This window comes from Rhodococcus sp. 7Tela_A2 (assembly GCF_049311045.1).
GTDB lineage: Bacteria > Actinomycetota > Actinomycetes > Mycobacteriales > Mycobacteriaceae > Rhodococcus.
In genome coordinates, this window is the sequence record NZ_JAXION010000088.1 from 1 (window position 1) to 18,876 (window position 18,876).

The 18,876-nt window shown below is 66.2% G+C and carries 20 protein-coding genes; 10 read left to right on the forward strand and 10 right to left on the reverse strand.

The features are described from left to right. The 4 genes from TVH25_RS15705 to TVH25_RS15720 form a co-directional block, all read left to right on the forward strand. Positions 1-421, forward strand: a 421-nt coding sequence (locus tag TVH25_RS15705; RefSeq protein ID WP_422424749.1) for an acyl-CoA dehydrogenase family protein, incomplete at its 5' end; no start/stop codon positions are given. After that, positions 408-1,496: an acyl-CoA dehydrogenase family protein gene (locus tag TVH25_RS15710; RefSeq protein ID WP_169651559.1), complete on the forward strand. Its 1,089-nt coding sequence runs from the start codon at positions 408-410 to the stop codon at positions 1,494-1,496. The genes TVH25_RS15705 and TVH25_RS15710, both read left to right, overlap by 14 nt. Before the next feature lies 1 nt (position 1,497). Continuing rightward, entirely contained in the window at positions 1,498-2,265 is a 768-nt protein-coding gene (locus TVH25_RS15715) for an enoyl-CoA hydratase/isomerase family protein (protein WP_422424752.1), read from the forward strand. A gap of 122 nt (positions 2,266-2,387) precedes the next feature. Continuing rightward, the gene (locus tag TVH25_RS15720; protein WP_422424754.1) at positions 2,388-3,311 is read left to right on the forward strand and encodes an alpha/beta hydrolase; all 924 of its coding nucleotides are present in this window, start codon (positions 2,388-2,390) and stop codon (positions 3,309-3,311) included. 102 nt (positions 3,312-3,413) lie between these two features. Here the strand turns inward: TVH25_RS15720 and TVH25_RS15725 are convergent, their stop codons facing one another. From TVH25_RS15725 to TVH25_RS15755, 7 genes are all read right to left on the reverse strand, one after another. Next, positions 3,414-3,740: a hypothetical protein gene (locus TVH25_RS15725; protein ID WP_422424756.1), complete on the reverse strand. Its 327-nt coding sequence runs from the start codon at positions 3,738-3,740 to the stop codon at positions 3,414-3,416. A gap of 39 nt (positions 3,741-3,779) precedes the next feature. After that, the gene (locus TVH25_RS15730; protein ID WP_296550689.1) at positions 3,780-4,541 is read right to left on the reverse strand and encodes an SDR family oxidoreductase; all 762 of its coding nucleotides are present in this window, start codon (positions 4,539-4,541) and stop codon (positions 3,780-3,782) included. Between the two features lie 32 nt (positions 4,542-4,573). Next, positions 4,574-5,845 (reverse strand): amidohydrolase family protein, encoded by a 1,272-nt coding sequence (locus TVH25_RS15735; RefSeq protein ID WP_422424758.1) that lies wholly within the window; start codon positions 5,843-5,845, stop codon positions 4,574-4,576. Between the two features lie 65 nt (positions 5,846-5,910). Next, positions 5,911-7,257 (reverse strand): cytochrome P450, encoded by a 1,347-nt coding sequence (locus TVH25_RS15740; RefSeq protein ID WP_422424760.1) that lies wholly within the window; start codon positions 7,255-7,257, stop codon positions 5,911-5,913. A 45-nt stretch (positions 7,258-7,302) separates the two neighbouring features. After that, positions 7,303-7,494 (reverse strand): ferredoxin, encoded by a 192-nt coding sequence (locus tag TVH25_RS15745; RefSeq protein WP_169622000.1) that lies wholly within the window; start codon positions 7,492-7,494, stop codon positions 7,303-7,305. Between the two features lie 374 nt (positions 7,495-7,868). Further along, the gene (locus TVH25_RS15750) at positions 7,869-8,621 is read right to left on the reverse strand and encodes an SDR family NAD(P)-dependent oxidoreductase (protein WP_296550692.1); all 753 of its coding nucleotides are present in this window, start codon (positions 8,619-8,621) and stop codon (positions 7,869-7,871) included. After that, positions 8,618-9,385 (reverse strand): SDR family NAD(P)-dependent oxidoreductase, encoded by a 768-nt coding sequence (locus TVH25_RS15755; protein ID WP_169622002.1) that lies wholly within the window; start codon positions 9,383-9,385, stop codon positions 8,618-8,620. Before TVH25_RS15755 ends, TVH25_RS15750 begins: the two co-directional genes overlap by 4 nt. Positions 9,386-9,438: 53 nt before the next feature. Between TVH25_RS15755 and TVH25_RS15760 the strand changes: the two genes are divergently transcribed. From TVH25_RS15760 to meaB, 3 genes are read left to right on the forward strand one after another with little or no spacing between them, the layout of a single operon-like run. Further along, positions 9,439-10,875: a class I adenylate-forming enzyme family protein gene (locus tag TVH25_RS15760; protein ID WP_169622003.1), complete on the forward strand. Its 1,437-nt coding sequence runs from the start codon at positions 9,439-9,441 to the stop codon at positions 10,873-10,875. Then, positions 10,868-12,007: a thiolase family protein gene (locus TVH25_RS15765; protein WP_169622004.1), complete on the forward strand. Its 1,140-nt coding sequence runs from the start codon at positions 10,868-10,870 to the stop codon at positions 12,005-12,007. Before TVH25_RS15760 ends, TVH25_RS15765 begins: the two co-directional genes overlap by 8 nt. Then, positions 12,004-12,912 carry a methylmalonyl Co-A mutase-associated GTPase MeaB gene (gene meaB, locus TVH25_RS15770; protein WP_422424763.1) on the forward strand — a complete coding sequence of 303 codons (909 nt, stop codon included), beginning with the start codon at positions 12,004-12,006 and terminating at the stop codon, positions 12,910-12,912. The genes TVH25_RS15765 and meaB overlap by 4 nt, the downstream gene beginning before the upstream one ends. Here meaB and TVH25_RS15775 read toward each other — a convergent pair. Genes TVH25_RS15775 through TVH25_RS15785 form a run of 3 tightly spaced genes read right to left on the reverse strand, consistent with a single transcriptional unit; the run spans position 12,905 to position 15,564 of the window. After that, positions 12,905-13,996 (reverse strand): dihydrodipicolinate reductase, encoded by a 1,092-nt coding sequence (locus tag TVH25_RS15775; protein WP_422424765.1) that lies wholly within the window; start codon positions 13,994-13,996, stop codon positions 12,905-12,907. The two genes, meaB and TVH25_RS15775, sit on opposite strands and share 8 nt — an antisense overlap. A 55-nt stretch (positions 13,997-14,051) precedes the next feature. Next, positions 14,052-14,870, reverse strand: coding sequence for an acyl-CoA thioesterase (locus TVH25_RS15780; RefSeq protein WP_169622005.1), 819 nt, complete (start codon positions 14,868-14,870; stop codon positions 14,052-14,054). A gap of 46 nt (positions 14,871-14,916) precedes the next feature. Then, positions 14,917-15,564: a TetR/AcrR family transcriptional regulator gene (locus TVH25_RS15785; RefSeq protein WP_169622006.1), complete on the reverse strand. Its 648-nt coding sequence runs from the start codon at positions 15,562-15,564 to the stop codon at positions 14,917-14,919. 180 nt (positions 15,565-15,744) lie between these two features. Here TVH25_RS15785 and TVH25_RS15790 point away from each other — a divergent pair, with 180 nt between their 5' ends. The 3 genes from TVH25_RS15790 to TVH25_RS15800 are packed head-to-tail and all read left to right on the forward strand — an operon-like array spanning position 15,745 to position 18,692. Continuing rightward, positions 15,745-16,740 (forward strand): acyl-CoA dehydrogenase family protein, encoded by a 996-nt coding sequence (locus TVH25_RS15790; protein ID WP_169622007.1) that lies wholly within the window; start codon positions 15,745-15,747, stop codon positions 16,738-16,740. Then, positions 16,724-17,899, forward strand: coding sequence for an acyl-CoA dehydrogenase family protein (locus TVH25_RS15795; protein ID WP_169651552.1), 1,176 nt, complete (start codon positions 16,724-16,726; stop codon positions 17,897-17,899). The genes TVH25_RS15790 and TVH25_RS15795 overlap by 17 nt, the downstream gene beginning before the upstream one ends. A 10-nt stretch (positions 17,900-17,909) precedes the next feature. Next, positions 17,910-18,692, forward strand: coding sequence for an enoyl-CoA hydratase (locus TVH25_RS15800; protein ID WP_296550695.1), 783 nt, complete (start codon positions 17,910-17,912; stop codon positions 18,690-18,692). Positions 18,693-18,876 lie beyond the last annotated feature (184 nt).

The window sequence follows — 18,876 nt, forward strand, 5'->3', positions numbered from 1 at the left end:
GGGGGGGGGGGGGGGGGGGGGGGGGGGGGCCGCGGGGCCCCCCACGGCCCGCGGAGCGCAGACTGTCGCGATCGAGTACGCCAAGATTCGCGAGCAGTACGGCAAGGCGATCGGCTCGTATCAGGCCGTGGCGCACCTGCTCGCCGAGAGCCAAGCGCTGATCGAAGGATCGATCAGCGTGCTGCGTCACGCGGCGTGGGCGGTCGACGAGCTTGCTCCGGCCGACGCGGTCCGCGCAGCGCGCATCGCGAAGATCTACTGCGCGCGAGCGGCACGCACGGTGTGCGAAACCGCCGTCCAGGTGCACGGCGGCATCGGCAACACCTGGGAGTGCATCGAGCACGTCTATCTGCGGCGGGCGCTGACGTCCACCGAACTGTTCCCCGTGAGCCTGGAGGAGATCGACCTTGGACTTTCGTGACTCGCCGGACGAAGCAGCCTTCCGCGAACGCCTGCGCACGTGGCTCGCTCAGGTAGCCGGCACGTTCCCCACCTCGGGCGACGAGTACTGGGCTCGCCAGGGTGACTGGCACCAGGCACTGTACGGCGCCGGATTCTTCGGTTTGTCCTGGCCGGAAAAGCATGGCGGACAAGACCTGCCGCCCGTATACGATGTGATCCTCGACGAGGAACTCGCCATCGCGGGTGCGCCGCCGCGACCCAGCCTGGGTTACCTCGTCGTGGGGCTCGGCCACCACGCCGGTGAAGAACTGTGCGATCGGTTCCTGCCGGGGATGATCAACGGGACCGAGCGGTGGTGCCAGGGCTTCAGCGAACCCGGTGCCGGCTCCGACCTGGCGTCGCTCACGACCACCGCCACGCGAGACGGCGACGAATACGTCCTGCACGGGCACAAGGTCTGGACGAGTTATTCCGATGTGGCGGACTGGTGCCTGCTGCTCGCGCGCACCGATCCGACGGCGCCTCGGCACAAGGGGATTTCGGCGTTCATCGTCGACATGCACCAGGACGGGATCGAGCAGCGGCCCCTGAAGATGATCAGTGGCGTCACCAAGGAATTCGGGCAGGTGCTGTTCGACGGCGCCCGGGTTCCTGCGGACCGGATGGTCGGTGCGCCCGGCGAAGGCTGGCGTGTGGCGATGACGGTCGTCGGTCACGAGCGGGAACCGTCCACGCTCGGATTCGCGGCGCGCTACGGCAAGCTCGTCCGCCAGCTCGCCGCCCGTGTCGAGGGCAGGCCGCCCGAGGACCTGGCCTGGGCCGCTGTGCAATCGGAGATGTTGCGACTGCACGTGCGGCGCCGGTTGTCCGAACAGCTCGACGGCGTCTCGCACGGGTCGGAGGGCTCGCTCGACAAGCTGCTCATGACGTGGGTCGACCAGTCGGTCGGGCACGCGGCCTTGTCCGTGGCCGGTACCCGCGATCCCGAGCTGCTGGGGTCGTACATGTACAGCCGGGCACAGAGTGTCATGGGCGGCACCTCGCAGATCCAGAAGAACATCATCGCTTCACGCATCCTCGGATTGGGGGTCTGACATGTACGGCATGCCCGACGAAATCGACGTCAGGGCCGATGGTTCCCTGCGGATCATCACCCTCAACCGGCCCGACGACCTCAACGCCGTCAACGATCCCCTGCACGAGGGACTGGCCCGGTTGTGGCCGCGCCTGAGCGCCGACCGCGACGCGCGTGCTGCGGTGATCACCGGTGCCGGCCGGGCATTCTCCGCCGGTGGCGACTTCACCTACCTCGCCGAACTGGCGAAAGACGCGGACCTGCGGGCGAAGACGATCGCCGACGGCCGGGAGATCGTGCTCGGAATGGCACGGTGCCGCATTCCCGTGATCGCGGCGGTCAACGGTCCGGCCGTGGGTCTGGGCTGCAGTCTGGTCGCGCTCAGCGACATGGTCTACATGGGCGAGAAGTCGTACCTGGCGGACCCCCACGTCCAGGTCGGTTTGGTCGCCGCCGACGGTGGCCCCCTGACGTGGCCGCTCCAGATCAGCTTGCTGCAGGCCAAGGAGTTCGCGTTCAGTGGCCAGCGGATTCCTGCCGAACGTGCCTGCCAACTGGGCCTGGCGAACCACGTCGTCGCCGACCCGCTGAGCGAGGCGCTCGCGTGCGCCAAGCGCATTTCGGAGCAGCCACAAAAGGCTATCGAGGCCACCAAGAGACTGCTCAACATTCATCTCGAGCGGGCTGTGCTGGCGACACTCGACTACGCGATGAGTGCCGAGGAGATGACGTTCCAGAGCGCGGACTTCCAGTCCAACATCGCAAAGCTGACTGCCGCAAAGTCCTGATTAGCGGGCATCGAGGCGGGCACTGGGCACCGAGCACCCGGTGCCCGTCTCGATGCGTCTATTATCGCCGGACCCGGAACGACAAGGAGATCAACAATGCCGGTTGCCGACCGAGGTGATTCTTGATCGATCGCCTGCGTTCGCTACCTGGATTCCATCCCGATCTGCGGTGGATCGCGCTGCTTGCACCCCGCCGGACGGTCACTCCGAGGTCGCTGCCGGTGCTGCGCACGCTCACTCGCGCGATCCGTGGCAAAGATCCGGATGTCTATGTGCTCGAACCCGGTGTCGCCGTCCGCTGGTTCCGTCCGTCGGCCGCTCGGGGTGACGAACCAGGGCCCGCCCTGCTCTGGATTCACGGCGGTGGGTACGTGTTCGGGCGCGCCGCACAGGACGACGCACTCTGCCGGCGGTTCGCGGAGGAACTCGGAATCACGGTGGCCTCGGTCGAGTACCGGCTTGCACCGGAACATTCGTATCCGGTCCCGGTCGAGGACTGCGGCCGGATCTACGAGTGGCTGACCCGGCGTCCGGAAGTGGATGCCTCGCGGATTGCGATCGGCGGTGCGAGCGCAGGCGGGGGACTTGCTGCCGCGCTCGCGTTCCGCGCTCGTGACCTGGAGATCCCACCGCCGGTTTTCCAGTTGCTGGTGTACCCGATGCTCGACGATCGCACCGGTGCCGGACCGCGGCACACCCGTTTGTGGGACGAGAGGTCGAATCGGTTCGGGTGGGAAAGCTACCTCGGCGCTGCCGACCGGAGCGAAGCGGTGCCGGCGCGACGTGACGACCTCGGCGATCTTCCTCCAGCGTGGATCGGTGTGGGTTCACACGATCTGTTCTTCGCGGAGAATCGCGAGTACGCCGACCGGTTGGCATCGGCGGGAGTGCCGTGCGGATTCCACATCGTCGAGGGCGCATTCCACGGTTTCGATCTCGTAGCGTCGAGAAAGCGTGTGGCGCAGGGCTTCTTCGACGAGCAGTGTGCCGTGCTCGCCGCCGCCTTGGGGGTGCGGCGCTCCCGGGGTGACCTCGGGGAGTGCTGAGCCCGAAAGTAAACCACAGCCGCGAAGCGCGAAGGGCGAGGACGCTGTCGCGTCCCCGCCCGTGGCACAGGGGTTTTCGTCGCCCCCGCAGTTCGTGATGCGCTATACGCGCGGCTTGGAGTATTCCGATTGCAGCGCGAGGATGCGCATCTTCGGAATCGGGCCGTAGCTCAGCGAGTCGGACATGTTCAGCTGCTTCGCCGCCGCGGCCGCATGCACATTGTCCTTGGCGGCCTGTGGGTCACCGTCGAGTTCGTAGATGGTGACCGACGGTCCCCCGTCGGGGTCGGCCCGCGCCCGGCGGATGGCGCCGACGAATCCGTCGAGTGCTACAACCTCGGGGATATGGACCTCGTCGTACCACCGATTGAATTCCTCGAGACGCTCGGGGTGAGAGGGATGTGATTCGACGAGCAGGTAGTTCTTCATGCGTTCACTTTCTACGAGAAGTATTGAAGGACAGCAGCATCAGACTCGTACGACCCAGCCGCCGTCGATGTTGAGGGTGTGGCCGGTCACCCAGTCGCTGCCGGACGAGACCAGATACAGGAGCCCGGGAATCAGCTCCTCCGGTTCGCCGAAGGGGAACGGGATGGCGTGCTTGACCATCTCCTTGAGCTCGGGCGGCGAGGCGATCGACCCGGCCTCGGTGTTGACCATTCCCGGTGCGATCGCGTTCACGCGGATACCGAACGGCGCCAGTTCGCGTGCCAGCGACACGGTCATGCTCACCAGGCCCAGTTTGGTGATGCCGTAGGCCTGGGCGGCCATGAAGGCGCCGCTCGACGACTGGTTCACGATCTTGCCGTAGCCGCGTTCCTTCATATAGGGAACTACGGCGCGGCTGCAGAGCAGGGGACCGGTGAGGTTGACGGCGAGCGTGCGGTTCCAGAGGTCTATGTCCATGGTGGTGAGAGAGCCCTCGCCGACCACTTCGGCCATCAGTCCGGCATTGTTCACCAGGATGTCGACGGACCCGAAGTGCGCGGCCGCCGTGGCCGCCATCTCACCGGTGCTCGTTTCGTCCCGGACGTCGACGGCGACGGCGAGTGCGCGATGTCCCGCGGCCGTCAGTTCGTCGGCAGCCGCTGTGGCGGACTCGATGTTGACGTCGGCAAGCACCACGGCTGCGCCGGCTTCGGCGAGTCCCCGGGAGTAGGCCCGCCCGATGCCGCCTCCGGCGCCGGTGACGATGGCAACCTTGCCATCGAGCTGCGGAGTATCTGTCATGTCGTGTTTCCTTTTCGGTCGGCGGTCGCCGCTTACGACTGGGCGAGTTCGTAGCGGCGGCGGTACTCGGTCTTGGAGGTTTCGCTGATGTCGACGTCCGTGGCCCGGGCGCGCAGAGCACCGACCGTCGCCTGCTCACGAGGGATGTGGGCGAACGGATCCCACTCGAAGAACCGCGCGGCATTTCCGAACGTGATCTTGTCGATCTCCTCGTCGGTGCAGCGTGCTCGATCCAGCTCGGCTTTCAGGATTTCCGGTGAGTTCGGCCAGGTCGAATCCGAGTGCGGGTAGTCGCACTCCCACGCGATGGTGTCGATGCCCAGGTGTGCGCGATTGTTCAGGCCGCTCGGCTCGGTGATGTAGCACGCCAGGAAGTTGCTGCGCCACACGTCCGTCGGGGTCGTGCCCGTGGGCAGGAAGCTCGCTCCCGTCCAGGACTGGTTGACGATGTGCCGCTCGAGACGGTCGAGCCACGGAGCCACCCAGCCCACGCCGCCCTCGCTCATGGCGACCTTGAGATTCGGGAACTTCCGGAACGCTCCGCTGAGCATGATGTCGGTGGCGGCGATGGTCGAGATCAGCGGTGTCAGCATCAGCATGTCGTCGATGTTGAAGCCTTCGGGACGCTTGACGAGGTTGATTCCCCCGCCGATGTGCAGGCTGAGCACGATGTTGTGGTCGACGCAGGCCTTGAAGATCGGGTCCCAGTAGCCGGACTTGAAGTCGGGAAACCCTTCGCCGACGCCGTACGGGGTTTCGGGGATGCTGATCGAGCGGCAGCCCATGGCGGCGAGTCGCGCGATCTCCTTGACGGATTCGTCGACGTCGAAGAACGGGATGATCCCGAGCGGGATGAACCGTCCGGCGTGGGCGTTGGGGACTTCGCCGACCACCCAGTCGTTGAACGCCTTACAGGCGGCGAGAGACAGCTTCTTGTCGGGAAGGCTCGCCAGGTGGGTGCCGGCGAAGCCGGGGAAGGTGGCGAACAGTGTGGCGGCGAGGGTGCCGTTGGCATCCATGTCGCGCACGCGCATGTCCATGTCGTAGACGCCGGGGCGCATTTCGGCGTATCCGGTGGGGTCCATGCCCCATTCGCTCTTGGGCCAGGAGACGACGGCGTTGAGGCCGGAGCTGCCGACCACCGTGTCCTGGAACAGCCAGGCTTGCACGTTGGGGTTGCGCGGATGGGCGGTCAGGCGCGGTGCCTGATCCATGAGGCTCTTGGGGAAATGCTTTTCGAAGATGTCAGCTGGCTCCACGACGTGGTCGTCGATGCTGATCATCACCATATCGTCGATATTCATCGATTCCTCTTCCGTGACCGGCCCGCGTGTGTCTACAGAGGCGAACCGGCGACGCGTCGACGTTGCTACTTGTTGGCCGTCACGGGCGCGGCGAGTTCCTGTTCGTCGACCACCCGCTGGAGTTCGGCGAGGGTCTCCTCCAGGCCGGGACCGAGCCGGGTGCCGGGCGTGAAGGTGGCGGGGAGCTTGCGCATGCCCTGGATGACTCCGATGGAGTCGTAATGGACGGTGCCTTCCGGGTCGCACCGGAAGTCCGGCATGCGGTCGAGCACCGCGACCAGCATCCGCTTGAACATGATGCGAGCCAGGTTGGACCCGATACAGCGGTGCACGCCCAGCCCGAAACTGAAGTGCCGGTTGCCGGTACGTTCGAGATCGATGCTGTGAGGGTCGTCGAACAGCTCCGGATCGCGATTCGCCATCGCCCACGAGAGCCAGACCCGTTCGCCCTCTTTGAACTGCACACCGCCGAGATCGACGTCGGCGGAGAAAGTGCGGCCGTCGCCGGCGGAGGGGCAGAAGAAACGCAGGAACTCTTCGGTCGCCGAGTCGAGCAGCCTCTCCCGCTCGGTGCTGAGGATTTCACGCTGATCAGGATTCTGGGACAGCCATTCGAGTGCGTGGGACGTCAACGCGGTGGTGGTGTCGAATCCGCCGCCGATGAGCAGGCTGAGAACACCGAGAAGTTCGAGATCGTCCGGCTTTTCACCGTTGACGGTGGCGCGGGCGACCGCGTCGACCATGCCGGGGCGAGGGTTCTCCCGGATTTCGTGAAGGTTCGCGAGAAGGTCCAGTCCCATGTTGCGGTGCAGCTCTGCCACGCGGGGGACGTCGGGCGAATCGGGCGGGGTGTACATGGCGGCGTGGACAGGCTCGCAGTACACCTGCCACTTGGCGACGGGAATTCCCAGCATCGCGAGGGTGATCACTGCGGGGACGATGTTCACGAGGTCGTCGATGAAGTCGATCTCACCGGACTCGATCTTCTCGTCGAGACAGGCCCGGATCACCTCGTCGATCGGTGCGATCCACTTCTTGATCGCGGCGGGGGACAGGTAGGGATTGAGCACCGCGCGAAACTCGCGGTGCTCGGGATCGTCCATTTCGAGGATGCCGCCCCGGACTCCGGACGCCCTGGCCGCAGAGGGGATCATGATCCCCTTGTAACCGCGCCGGACCCCCTTGACGTCGTGATCGTTGGAGATGTCCGCAGAACGGGTGAGCGCGAATACTTCGTCGCTGCCGGCGGCGACCCAGTGGCCACCGTGGGTGTCGGACCACGCCACCGGGCACTTGGAGTGCATTTCGTCGGTGATGCTCAGAAAGTTGTCGCGGTAATCCGGTGCGTGCCGGTCGAACTGGAAAACAGGTGTCCGGTGACTGGAGTCGGTGACGGCGTCGTCGACACTCATGGCCTAGCCCTCTCGTCGTGCGGTGATCGCGATACGGATGGGACGTCAGAGAATGGTGATCGCCTGTTCGGGGCAACTGCGGGCGGCTTCCCTCGCGGTCTCCTCGCGGTCGGCGGAGACTTCGGCGTCCACGGCGGTGGCGTGTCCGTCGATGTCGCTCAACTCGAACAGTTCCGGCGCAGCCATGGCACACAGCGTGTGTCCCTGACAACGATGTGCGTCCACTTCCACCTTCATGAACAACCTCGATTCTGTGTGAAACAAATTGATGCACAGCATGGTTCGGCACCGGATGTCACGACCCCGGTGGTACAGGGCGCGGTCCGGTTCGGGGGGGAGGTGTCCTCGGCGCGCGGACAGCCTCCAACTCTCCAATTCCAGAATGGGCTTCCGGATTGCGAGAACCATAGTCTCTCTAAGGTTCGACGGCAAGGATCCGGGGGCATCTCGTGTCACTACCGGGAGGAGAAGAGCCCGACCCCTGGAGGGGCGCACCACCCACACGACGACGAAGGTCCCGGTCATCCTGTGGATGACCGGGACCTCTGTGGTGGTGGATCGGTGGTGCTACGGAGTCGGCACCGGTGGCCGGACCGCTGTCGTTGCGAGAGTTACCGGCGTTGCGGGATCAGCACTTCGGACTGGGAAATCGTGCCCGAGATACCCGTCGAGTCCTGCGCTGCCAGAAGGACTGCGGCAGCGCCCATCGTCTCGGGTGGCTCCACCATTTCCGGCGGGATCGTCCGTCCGCCGCCGCCGGCTGTCCATCCTTCGGTGAGGACGACGCGCGACGGTGCCAGGCAGTTGACCGCGATATTGTCTGCCTTCAGGTCGGCCGCGAGGCCGGTGTAGAGGCGTTCGACACCTGCCTTCGACACCCAGTATGCGTTGGCGCCGCGGTCGATCATGGTGACGCCATTCGTGGTCACCGCGATCATGGATCCTCCCCCGCGGGCGCGCAGGTGCGGGATCGCCGCCTTCGTCACCGTGAACACGCCCGTGAGGTTGACGTCCAGGCACAATTGCCACCGCTTCGCGGGCGTCGATTCGATCGGCCCCATCCACAGCACGCCGGCGTTGGCGACGAGGATGTCGAGCCCGCCGAATGTCTCGACGGTCGCGGTGATCGCCTCGTCGACCGACTGTTCGTCGGTGACATCGCACGGAACGGGAATCGCACGTCCGCCGGCGTGTGTGATCCGTTCGGCGACCGAGTGGATCGTGCCCGGGAGCTTGCCTTCTCGTTCGGACCGTGCGGCAACCGCGACCGTGGCGCCTGCGTCGGCGAGTGCCACGGCGATCGCCGCGCCGATCCCCCGGCTCGCGCCGGCGACGAATGCGACCTTCCCGTCGAGCCGGCTCACTTCGGCGGGAACCTCAGGGCGCCGTCGAGGCGGATGACCTCACCGTTGAGGTAGTCGTTCTCGACGATCGAGGCGACCAGCGTCGCGTATTCGTTCGGACGTCCCATGCGCTTGGGGTGCGGCACCTGCGGGCCCCAGTACGCCTCGAGCTGATCGCCCGCCTTGCCGTACGCCGGAGTGAGGATGGTTCCGGGCGCGATGGTGTTCACCCGGATCCCCAGCGGAGAAAGGTCACGCGCGGCGACGAGGGTCATGCCGATGACCCCGCCCTTGGCTGCTGCGTAGGGAAGCTGGCCGATCTGGCCTTCGTATCCGGCGATCGACGCGGTGTTGATGATGACGCCGCGGCTGCCTTCCTCGTCGAACGGATCCTGCTGGGCGATCGCAGCGGCGGCGAGACGCATGACGTTGAAGGTCGAGGTCAGGTACGACTGGATCGTCTTCGTGAAGGCCTCGAGCGGCATCGCGCTGCCGTCCTTGCCGACGAGACGGCCACCGCCGGCGGGTCCGCCGTGGCAGTCCACCGAGATGCGGAGCGGTGCCAGCGACTGGGCCTCTGCGATTGCGGCCGAGACCGAATCCTCGTCACCGGCATCGGTGCTGACGTAACGAACTCCCAGTTCCTGCTCGAGTTCTTTGCCTTTTTCGTCGTTGACGTCGGCGATGACGACCTTGGCGCCGGCTGCGTGGAGACGACGAACGGTGGCCTGACCGAGCCCACCCGTACCGCCGACGACGATCGCGGAGCTACCTTCTACCTGCATCTCGATTTCCCTTCTTGCAACTGCGGCTCTGCACCTGTGAGAATAATGTTCTCATGAACCTAAGCATGATTCTAGAAATGGCCGCAAGCAACGGCGATCGGGCGGTGGCGACCGTCGGCGATCGCACGCTGACGGCCGCGCGCCTCGACACTCTGGCACGCCGCGCTGCCGTCGGCTTCCGGAATCATCCGGCGGTCCTGTATTCGGGAGCGAACCATCTCGCGTACCCCGTCGCCCTCTTCGGCGCGGCTCTGGCCGGTGTGCCGTTCGTCCCCCTCAACTATCGGCTCGGGGAGCAGCAACTCACCGCACTGAAGGATCGGCACCCGGGGGCACTCGTCCTCGACGAGGCCGACCTGGACGCGCTCACCGACGATGCGCTCGGCGAGGTCGACACGTCCGACCTGGAAGGTCAGTGGGACGGTGACGCGGTCGCGGCCATCATCTACACGAGTGGCACGACTTCGGATCCGAAGCCCGCAATCCTGCGGCACCGCCATCTGCTGGCATACGTTCTCAACACGATGGAGTTCGCCTCGGCCGCCGAGACCGACGCGTCGCTCGTGTCGGTCCCGCCGTACCACATCGCGGGACTGACCAACCTCCTGTCGAACTTCTACACAGGACGCAGGGTGGTCTATCTCGCCGCATTCGACCCCAAGGTGTGGCTCGACACCGTCCGTCGCGAGAAGGTCACCCACGCCATGCTCGTGCCGACCATGCTCGCGCGCATCGTCGCCGAACTCGGCGACGACGAGGCGGCCACGCCCTCGCTCGCCAGCCTTGCCTACGGCGGGTCCCGGACGCCGCGTCCGGTCCTCGAACATGCGTTGCGGGTGTTCCCGCACACGGGATTCGTCAATGCCTACGGGCTCACCGAGACCGCGTCGTCGATCGCCGTGCTCGGCCCCGACGACCACCGGGTGGCCTTCGCTTCCGACGATCCCGCAGTCCGCGAACGGCTCGGCTCCGTCGGACGTCCGCTGCCCGGCATCGAGATCGAGATCCGCACCGAAGACGGAGAGCCGGTGGAACCGGGTCACAGCGGCCTGATCTACGTTCGCGGGGAACAGATCTCCGGCGAATACGGCAACCGGAGCGTCCTCGACGGCGAGGGCTGGTTCTCCACCCGCGACCTCGGGCACCTCGACAGCGACGGCTACCTCTTCGTGGAGGGCCGGTCCGACGACACCATCATCCGGGGCGGCGAGAACATCGCCCCCGCCGAGATCGAGGACGTGCTGCTCGCTCATCCCGGGGTCACCGAAGCTGCCGTCATCGGTGTCTCCGACGCGGAATGGGGTCAGCGCCTCGTCGCCGTACTCGTCGGCTCCGCGGACCCCGAAGAAGTCCGCCAATGGGTCAAGGACCGGCTGCGCTCGTCCAAGACACCGGACACGATTGTGTTCCGCGACGAGCTTCCGAAGACCGAAACAGGAAAACTTTTGCGCCGCAACCTACTCGCCGAACTGGAGAACACCCATGCCTGAAGCCGTCATAGTCTCTGCACTGCGTACCCCGATCGGTACCGCCATGAAGGGCACTCTTCGTGACACCACCGCATTCGAGCTCGCCCATCACGTGGTGTCGGCCACCGCGGAGGACCTCGACAAGAGCCTCATCGACGACGTGATCCTCGGTGAAGGCCTGTACGGCGGCGGCGTGATCGCGCGTCATGCAGCGCTTACCTCCGGGCTCGTCTCCGTACCCGGTTTGTCCCACAACCGGCACTGCGCGGCGGGCCTCGCCGCGGTGCAGACCGCCGCGGCAGGGATTCGTGCCGGCATGGACCAGCTCGTGATCGCCGGAGGCGTGAACTCCGCCTCCACCTCTCCGCGGTCGATGGTCCGGCAGGGTGACGAGTGGGTGCCGTGGATGTCGCCCACCCACCCCGACCAGCCCGACGCGCCCAACCGCGACATGTCCATCACCGTCGGCTGGAATGCCGCGGTCAAGGCAGGCGTGACCCGGGAAGAGATGGACGCCTGGGCGTTCCGGTCCCATCAGATGGCACTGCGGGCGATCGACGAGGGACGGTTCAAGGAAGAGATCGTTCCCATCGAGACGCCGCACGGCCTGTTCTCCGTCGACGAGCATCCCCGCCGCGACACCAGCCTCGAGAAGCTCGCCTCGCTGAAGGTGCTGCACCCCGAGATCGAGGGCTTCGGCATCACCGCGGGCAACTCCAGTGGCGGTAACGACGCCGCGGCGGCACTCGCCATCGCCAGCAGCGACCTCGGCCTGCCGGCGCTCGGCACCGTGCGCGCTTGGGCCTCGGTCGGTGTCGATCCGGCCATCACCGGTCTCGCACCCGTCGAAGCGATCCCGAAGGCGCTCGCCCGCGCCGGACTGTCCATCGCCGACGTCGACCTCTTCGAGATCAACGAAGCATTCGCCGCGCAGTGCGTCGCATGCATCAAGCTGCTCGACCTGGACCCCGAGAAGGTCAACACGAGCGGCAGCGGTTGCTCGCTCGGCCATCCCGTCGCGGCAACCGGTGCCCGGATGCTGGTCACGCTCGTCCACGAGTTGCGCCGTCGCGGCGGCGGCATCGGTGTCGCGGCGATGTGTGCGGGCGGAGGTATGGGCTCGGCCACCGTCATCGAGGTGCCTGCGCCTTGAGTGGTTCCGGCACAGCGAACATCGCCGATCTGCTCACTGCGGCGCGCGGAGGATCTCCGCGCGCCGCAGGGCGGCTGCTGAGTCTGGTCGAGAGCCCGCGTCGCAACGAGGTGCTCGAGGCTCTGGGGCCGGCCACCACTCGGGTGGTCGGTGTCACCGGCCCACCCGGGGCAGGCAAGTCCACCACTGTCGGTGCGATGGTCGCCGGGTACCGGGCGCGCGGGCTGCGGGTCGCGGTCCTGGCGGTGGACCCGTCGTCGCCGTACAGCGGCGGCGCCCTTCTCGGTGACCGCATCAGGATGGCCGAGCACGTCCACGACCGTGACGTGCTCATCCGTTCCGTGGCCTCGCGTGGGCATCTCGGTGGGCTCGCGGCTGCGGTGCCGGCTGCGATCCGCCTGCTCGCCGCCTTGGCCTACGACGTGATCGTGCTCGAGACAGTGGGCGTCGGCCAATCGGAGATCGAGATCGCCTCGGTCGCCGATCCCACGGTGGTGATACTCAATCCCGGTGGTGGAGACACCGTTCAGGCCGCGAAGGCAGGATTGCTCGAAGTCGCCGACCTTCTCGTGGTCAACAAGGCCGATCGGGAAGGCGCGGATCAGACCGTCCGGGATCTCCGGACCGAGGCGAAGGTACCGATCCTCAAGCTGGTCGCCTCCACCGGAGCAGGGATCCCGGAGTTGCTCGACGCCATCGAGGCGCACCAGCGCGCCGACACCCCGGAACGACGGAGTGCGCGCGCCCGGGCCCAGATCCTCTCGCTTGCCCACACACTGCTCCGCACACATCCGGCGCTCGGGGACCTGGCGGATTCGGTCGCGGACGGCAGCAGTGACGCGTACGCGGCCGCCGAACAGTTGATCTTCGGCGCCGGTGCCGTCTCCCGTGGACCGGTCAGCTGAACTCGGGAACGATCAGGGGCAAGTCGACGGTGGTCCGGATGCCGGGCGCCGCCGCACACACCGCGGGAATCGCGTTCACCGCGCGGTTGGCCGTGTACGACGGCGACACCTCGCTCATCCGCTCGAGCGGGACCGGGAACCGCATCTCGATGTCGAGGGGGGCGTCGCCGTCGACGGAGATGTGCCACCCGGTGGAATGAAGATCCCAGTCCGCATCGAGATCGTCGGTGCAGTACCAGGTGGGGCGGAACCGCATGAGTTCTCGGCCGTCCTTCATGCCCGACACGGTGATTCTCTGGGCGGCGACGGTCCCCGCTTCGATCGTTCCTGCCGCGATGGTCACCGAGTGCCGGGCGACCGCCACCTCGCCGGACGCTTCGACCGAGTCGAGAGAAACTCCGAGTGCGTCGGCCAGTGCGGAGAGGGACGGACCGAAGTTGGACTGTACGTGGGCGAGGCGGGCGTCCGCGAAGTCTCCGGCCGGACCACCGAAACCCATGACTTCGAACAGGATTCCGGGCGAATTACGTTGTGACAGGTCGGCGTACTCGTCGATGGCCAGGTGCTCGAGACGGCGCTGAATGGACGCGAGGACGAGCGGCACGGCTTCGGTGACGAAACCCGGACTGCTCCCGGTGCTGTGGATCGATGTGCCGCCGAGCGTGCACGCTTCCTCGACGGCAGCACGCAGCGCCGGATCCATGGTCCTCGGATGATGGAACTCCCCACGTGTGGTGACGACGTGCGTTCCCGACGCGAGGATCCGGCAGACTTCGTCGAGATCGAATCTCAACGGCATGTACAGGACGCAATCGGCACCCAGGGCCAGGATGTCGTCGATCTTCCTGGTGGCACGCACGCCCACCGTGTCGCGTCCGCACAACTCCCCGGCGTCACGTCCGGCCTTGTCGTCGCTGTGGACGTACACGCCCGCGAGGGTGAGCGCCGGATGATCGATCACCGCCCGGAGGGCACGTGTGCCGATGTTTCCGGTTGCCCATTGAACCACCCGCAGGGGACGGGTGTTCTCCCCGTCCGGAGCGACTGCGGTGCCGATCGGCCCGGACACGGGAGACTCTTCCACTTCACACCTCGGTATCTACGGGTACCACGCGAAAAGGGTTGTTCTGCAACGAGACCTATACGGGGAGGCGAACGAGCGCTTCCTGCGCGTACGAGGCGACCAGGGAACCGCCTTCGGTGAGGACATCGCCACGGCCGAAGCAGCGGCCGTGGGTCAGCACGGGACTGTGCTGGCGCAGCAACAGCCATTCGTCGCTGCGGAATGGGCGGTGGAACCAGAGATTGTGCGACGTGACCGCCGACGTGAACTTCGTTCCGTTGCCGGTGTGGTCGAAACCGTCGATCCCGAGCAGCGCGGTGCCGATGAGATTGAGGTCGGTCGCGTACGCGGCGAGCGCCGGCGCATAGACGGAGTCGACTTCGGGTGTGCGCATCCACATTTCGAACTCCGGGGCCGAGACTCCGGGATCCGCGAGATCCGTGGTCGTACGTGTTTCCCACGGGATCAGCGAGAATTCGGTACGGGTGTCGGCCGGCAAGACTCCGGGCACCGCATCGGTGGTCTGGAGGTCGGGACCGTCTTCGTGTGCGTGCATGGACACCGACGCGGTCGCGAGAACGCCGCGCGATTGCCGTGCGACCGCTGTCAGGGTCGCGAACGAACGACCCTCGTGCTGCCGGGTGACGTCGTACCGCACGGGTTCGTCCGCGCGTCCCTCACGGGCGAACACCGCGTGCAGCGACTTGATGCTCTTCTCGGGGCAGGAGAGTTGCGCGGCGCGCACGAACTGTCCGAGGAGTTGCCCTCCGAACAACCGGTGATACTCCAGTTGCAGGTTGGCTCCGTCGAAGAGCGTGACGTCGTCTCGGGCTTCGTCCGAGGGGCACGCGCGTAGGTCGAGGCAGTTGAGGAGATCGTTCCAGAGCTCGGGCACACGCCGAGTGTAAGCGAATTGACCGAGTTTGAGAATACGATTCTCGTCAGCGAGCAGCGAAGCCTTCGGAACAGAAAGCCCATACCTCGTCGGCGGTAATCGCGCGGGCTGTGTCGTCTCCACCGCTGGACTGTGCGATGAACATCACGGTCTGCATCGTCATCGCGGCCATGCGTTTCGGGTTGGCTCCGGCGCGCATCTTTCCTGCGGCGTCGACCTTTTCCATGAGTTCCGTGAACAGCGTGAGCATCGCCGCGTGTGCCACCTTGACCTCGGCGGGATGCGTGAGCAGCAGCTGGGGCGCGAAATCGGTGAACAGGGGACGCTGGGCCGTCGGGTCCGGGCGCGACGATTCGAAGAGCAACTCCACGGCGACGCGAAGCTGGTCGAGGGGGTCGTCTTCGCCCGCCGCAGCGGCGCGGATCTGGTCGGCCGAGCGACCGAGCGCGTCCTCGAACAGCGCGAGCAGAAGCTCGTGCTTCCCGTCGAACTGCAGGTAGAAGCTGCGGAGCGACTGCTTCGACCGGTCGACGACTTCCTGGACGGTGAAGTCGGTGCTTCCCTTTTCGGTGATGATCGCCTGTGCTGCGTCGAGGAAACGCTGTACGCGCTGCTCGGCGCGCAGCTTCGCGGTCCGGATCGACCGCTCGACTGCCCGCTGCTTCCAGGCCGGCTCTTCGCTCGGGCCGGTCACCGCTGGGACTGCGCTTCGTCACGTGGGGTGGACATAGGAGCACTGTACCGGAGGGTAGGGACACTTCGGGGTAGCAACAGTACCCTCCGGACGCGAACATGAGACTCTTACTATCTTCATAAGAGAATGTTATTCTCACTCCAATTGTGCATTGCAGCACTGGCAAGGAGGCATGCCGGAATGCTCTTCGAGTTCGACTCCGATCAGCAGTTGTGGCAAAAAACCGTCCGTGAAGTGACGGCGAAGGAATGTCCACCCACTCTCGTACGTGCCGTGGTCGACAGCGGTGCCGATCCGGCACCCCTGTGGAAGACGTACGTGGGGATGGGATGGACCGAACTCGCCGATCCCGAGTCGGCGGTCGAACTCGCCATCGTCATCGAGGAACTCGGACGGGCAACCGACCCCACTCCGTTCCTGGCGACGACGACACAGTTCGCCCCGCTCGCGGGGGTGACCGGACCCGATCGTGCAGGGGCCGCGGTCTACGAGGGTGTGAAGGCCTACCGCGACTCGACAGGCTGGGTCCTCCACGGAACAGCGCTGCGTGTGCTCGACGGTGACAGGGCCGAGCAACTCGCCGTCGTGACCGAGGCCGGCGTCTTCACCGTCGACGCCGACAAGGTTGCGGCGAGACGCAGTCCGGTCTTCGATCCGGTTCTCCACGTCGCGGATCTGTCGTTCGACGGTGTGCGGGTCGAGGGCGAACCCCGGACCGGGATCGATGTCGAGGGAGCGCGCCATATCGCGCTCACCGGTCTCGCACTGTCCACAGTCGGTGCGTGCCAACGCGTTCTGGACCTCGCGCTCGACCACGTGCGCAACCGTCAGCAGTTCGGTGTGCCGATCGGGTCGTTCCAGGCGGTCAAGCACCGGGCGACCGACATGCACGTCGCAATCCAGCGTGCCCGGGCACTGGCGTACTTCGCGGCGCTCACCGTCGCCGAGAACGATCCCCGCCGCAGGCTGGCTGCCTCCATGGCGAAAGCGGCTGCGGGGGAGTGCCAATCGCTCGTCTTCCGCAGCGGCCTCCAGCTGTTCGGTGCGATGGGCTTCACCTGGGAGAACGACCTTCAGTTCGCGCTCAAGCGCGCTCGCGCAGCCGAGCACATGCTCGGGTCCGCGTCGGAGCACCGGGCGCTGATCGCCGAGGAGTACCGTGCAACTTTCGTTTGATTCCGATGTCGAGGAGTTCCGCGCCGAGTTCGTCGCGTTCCTCGAAGACAACCTTCCCGACGAGTCGGAGGCCGCCGAGCGCGCCCACTCGAGTGCCGACGTACCGGAGTGGGCTCGCAGGTGGCAGCGCACCCAGTTCGACCACGGATGGCTGCTGCCGGCCAACCCACCGGAATTCGGTGGCCGGAACGCGACGATTCTGCAGCAGTACGTGCACCTCGAAGAGTTGTCGAAGCGGCGGATCTATCACAGCTTCAACCCTCAGGGCCTCGGGATCATCGCGGCGTCCCTGCTGTCGTTCGGGTCGGAAGAGCAGAAGAAGAACTGGGCGATTCCCATCCTGCGCGCCGAAATCACCGCGGCTCTCGGTATGAGCGAACCGGGCGCCGGATCCGACCTCGCCTCGCTGCGTACCCGTGCCGTGCTCGACGGCGACCACTTCGTCGTCAACGGACAGAAGGTATGGACCTCCGGTGCGCACGACGCCGACGTGCTGCTGACGTTCGTGCGCACCGACCCGGATGCGCCGAAGCACAAGGGCATCAGCGTTCTGCTGATCCCGACCGACACCCCGGGTGTCGTGCGGCGTCCGTTCCCCTCGATCGCGGACGGCGACGATCGGGACTTCAACGAGGTGTTCTTCACCGACGTCCGGGTGCCCGCGGAAAACCTCATCGGAGAGCTGAACGGCGGCTGGAAGGTCGCCAACGGTTCGCTCGGCCACGAGCGGACGCTGCTGTGGCTCAGCTTCTCGGATCGGCTGCAGGACCTCGTCGAGGATTTCCGCCCGCAGACGGTGCTCGATCGCGACCGGTTCGCCAGTCTCGTCATGGACCATCAGGCACTGAAACTTCTCGGTTCGGCTGCGCTGGTGCGTGAATCGCGCGGCAACCAGGATGTACCGGCATTGTCGGTACTCAAGCTGCTCGGTTCCGAAGCGGTGCAGAACGGTGCCGAGTACGCGCTCGACGCCGCCGGTGCGGAAGGGCTCGTCCATCCCGCCACCACGTCGGCGTACGTGCCGTGGAATCTCGACAACTTCTCGTCCAGCTGGTTCGAACGTTTCGTCCGGAGTTTCGCCGGCACCATCGCGGGCGGCACGTCGGAAATTCAGAGGAACATCATCGCCGAGCGGGTGCTCGGCCTTCCCCGTGGATGAGGAGCCCGACATGTACATCCTGTACGAGGTCGAGGACAAGATCGCGACGATCACGCTCAACCGGCCTGACGCCGCGAACGCCCAGAATGCTGCTCTTCTCGACGAACTCGACGAAGCATGGCGGAAGGCCGGCGACGATCCCGAGGTGTCGGTGATCGTCCTCCGAGCGGAGGGCAAGCACTTCTCGGCGGGCCACGACATGCGTGGTGGGGGCCCCGTCCCCGACAAGATCACGCTCGAGATGATCTATTCGACCGAGTCCCGCCGGTACCTCGAATACTCGATGCGGTGGCGGAACATTCCCAAGCCGTCCATCGCCGCCGTCCAGGGCAGGTGTATCGCGGGTGGCCTGCTGCTGTGCTGGCCGTGCGATCTCATCGTCGCGTCGGAGGACGCTTCGTTCTCCGACCCGGTCGTGATGATGGGCATCGGCGGTGTCGAATACCACGGCCACACCTGGGAACTCGGCCCGCGCAAGGCCAAGGAGATTCTGTTCACCGGCCGCCCCGTGACCGCGGACGAGGCGGAGAAGACCGGGATGGTCAACAAGGTCGTGCCCCGGGATCGTCTCGATGCCGAGGTTCGCGAACTCGCCGAGCAGATCGCCCGGATGCCGCCGTTCGGTCTGCGGCAGGCGAAGCGGGCTGTCAATCAGACGCTCGACGTGCAGGGTTTCTACGCAGCCGTTCAGTCGGTGTTCGACATCCACCAGACCGGGCACGGAAACGCGCTCAGTGTCGGTGGGTGGCCGGTGCTGATGAAACTCGACGAGATGAAGCAGAACATCAAGTAGAGCGCACGACGCCCGAAGGGCGGGCCCCCCCCCCCGCCGGGGGGCCCGGGGGGGGGGGGGGGGGGGGGCCGCCCCGGCCGGGGGGGGGGGCCCCCGCGACGACCGCGGCAGCGAGACCACATCCGGCGAGCACGCCGAAGACCGCCGAAACGAAGCCGACGATCACGGATTCGGCACGTACGCT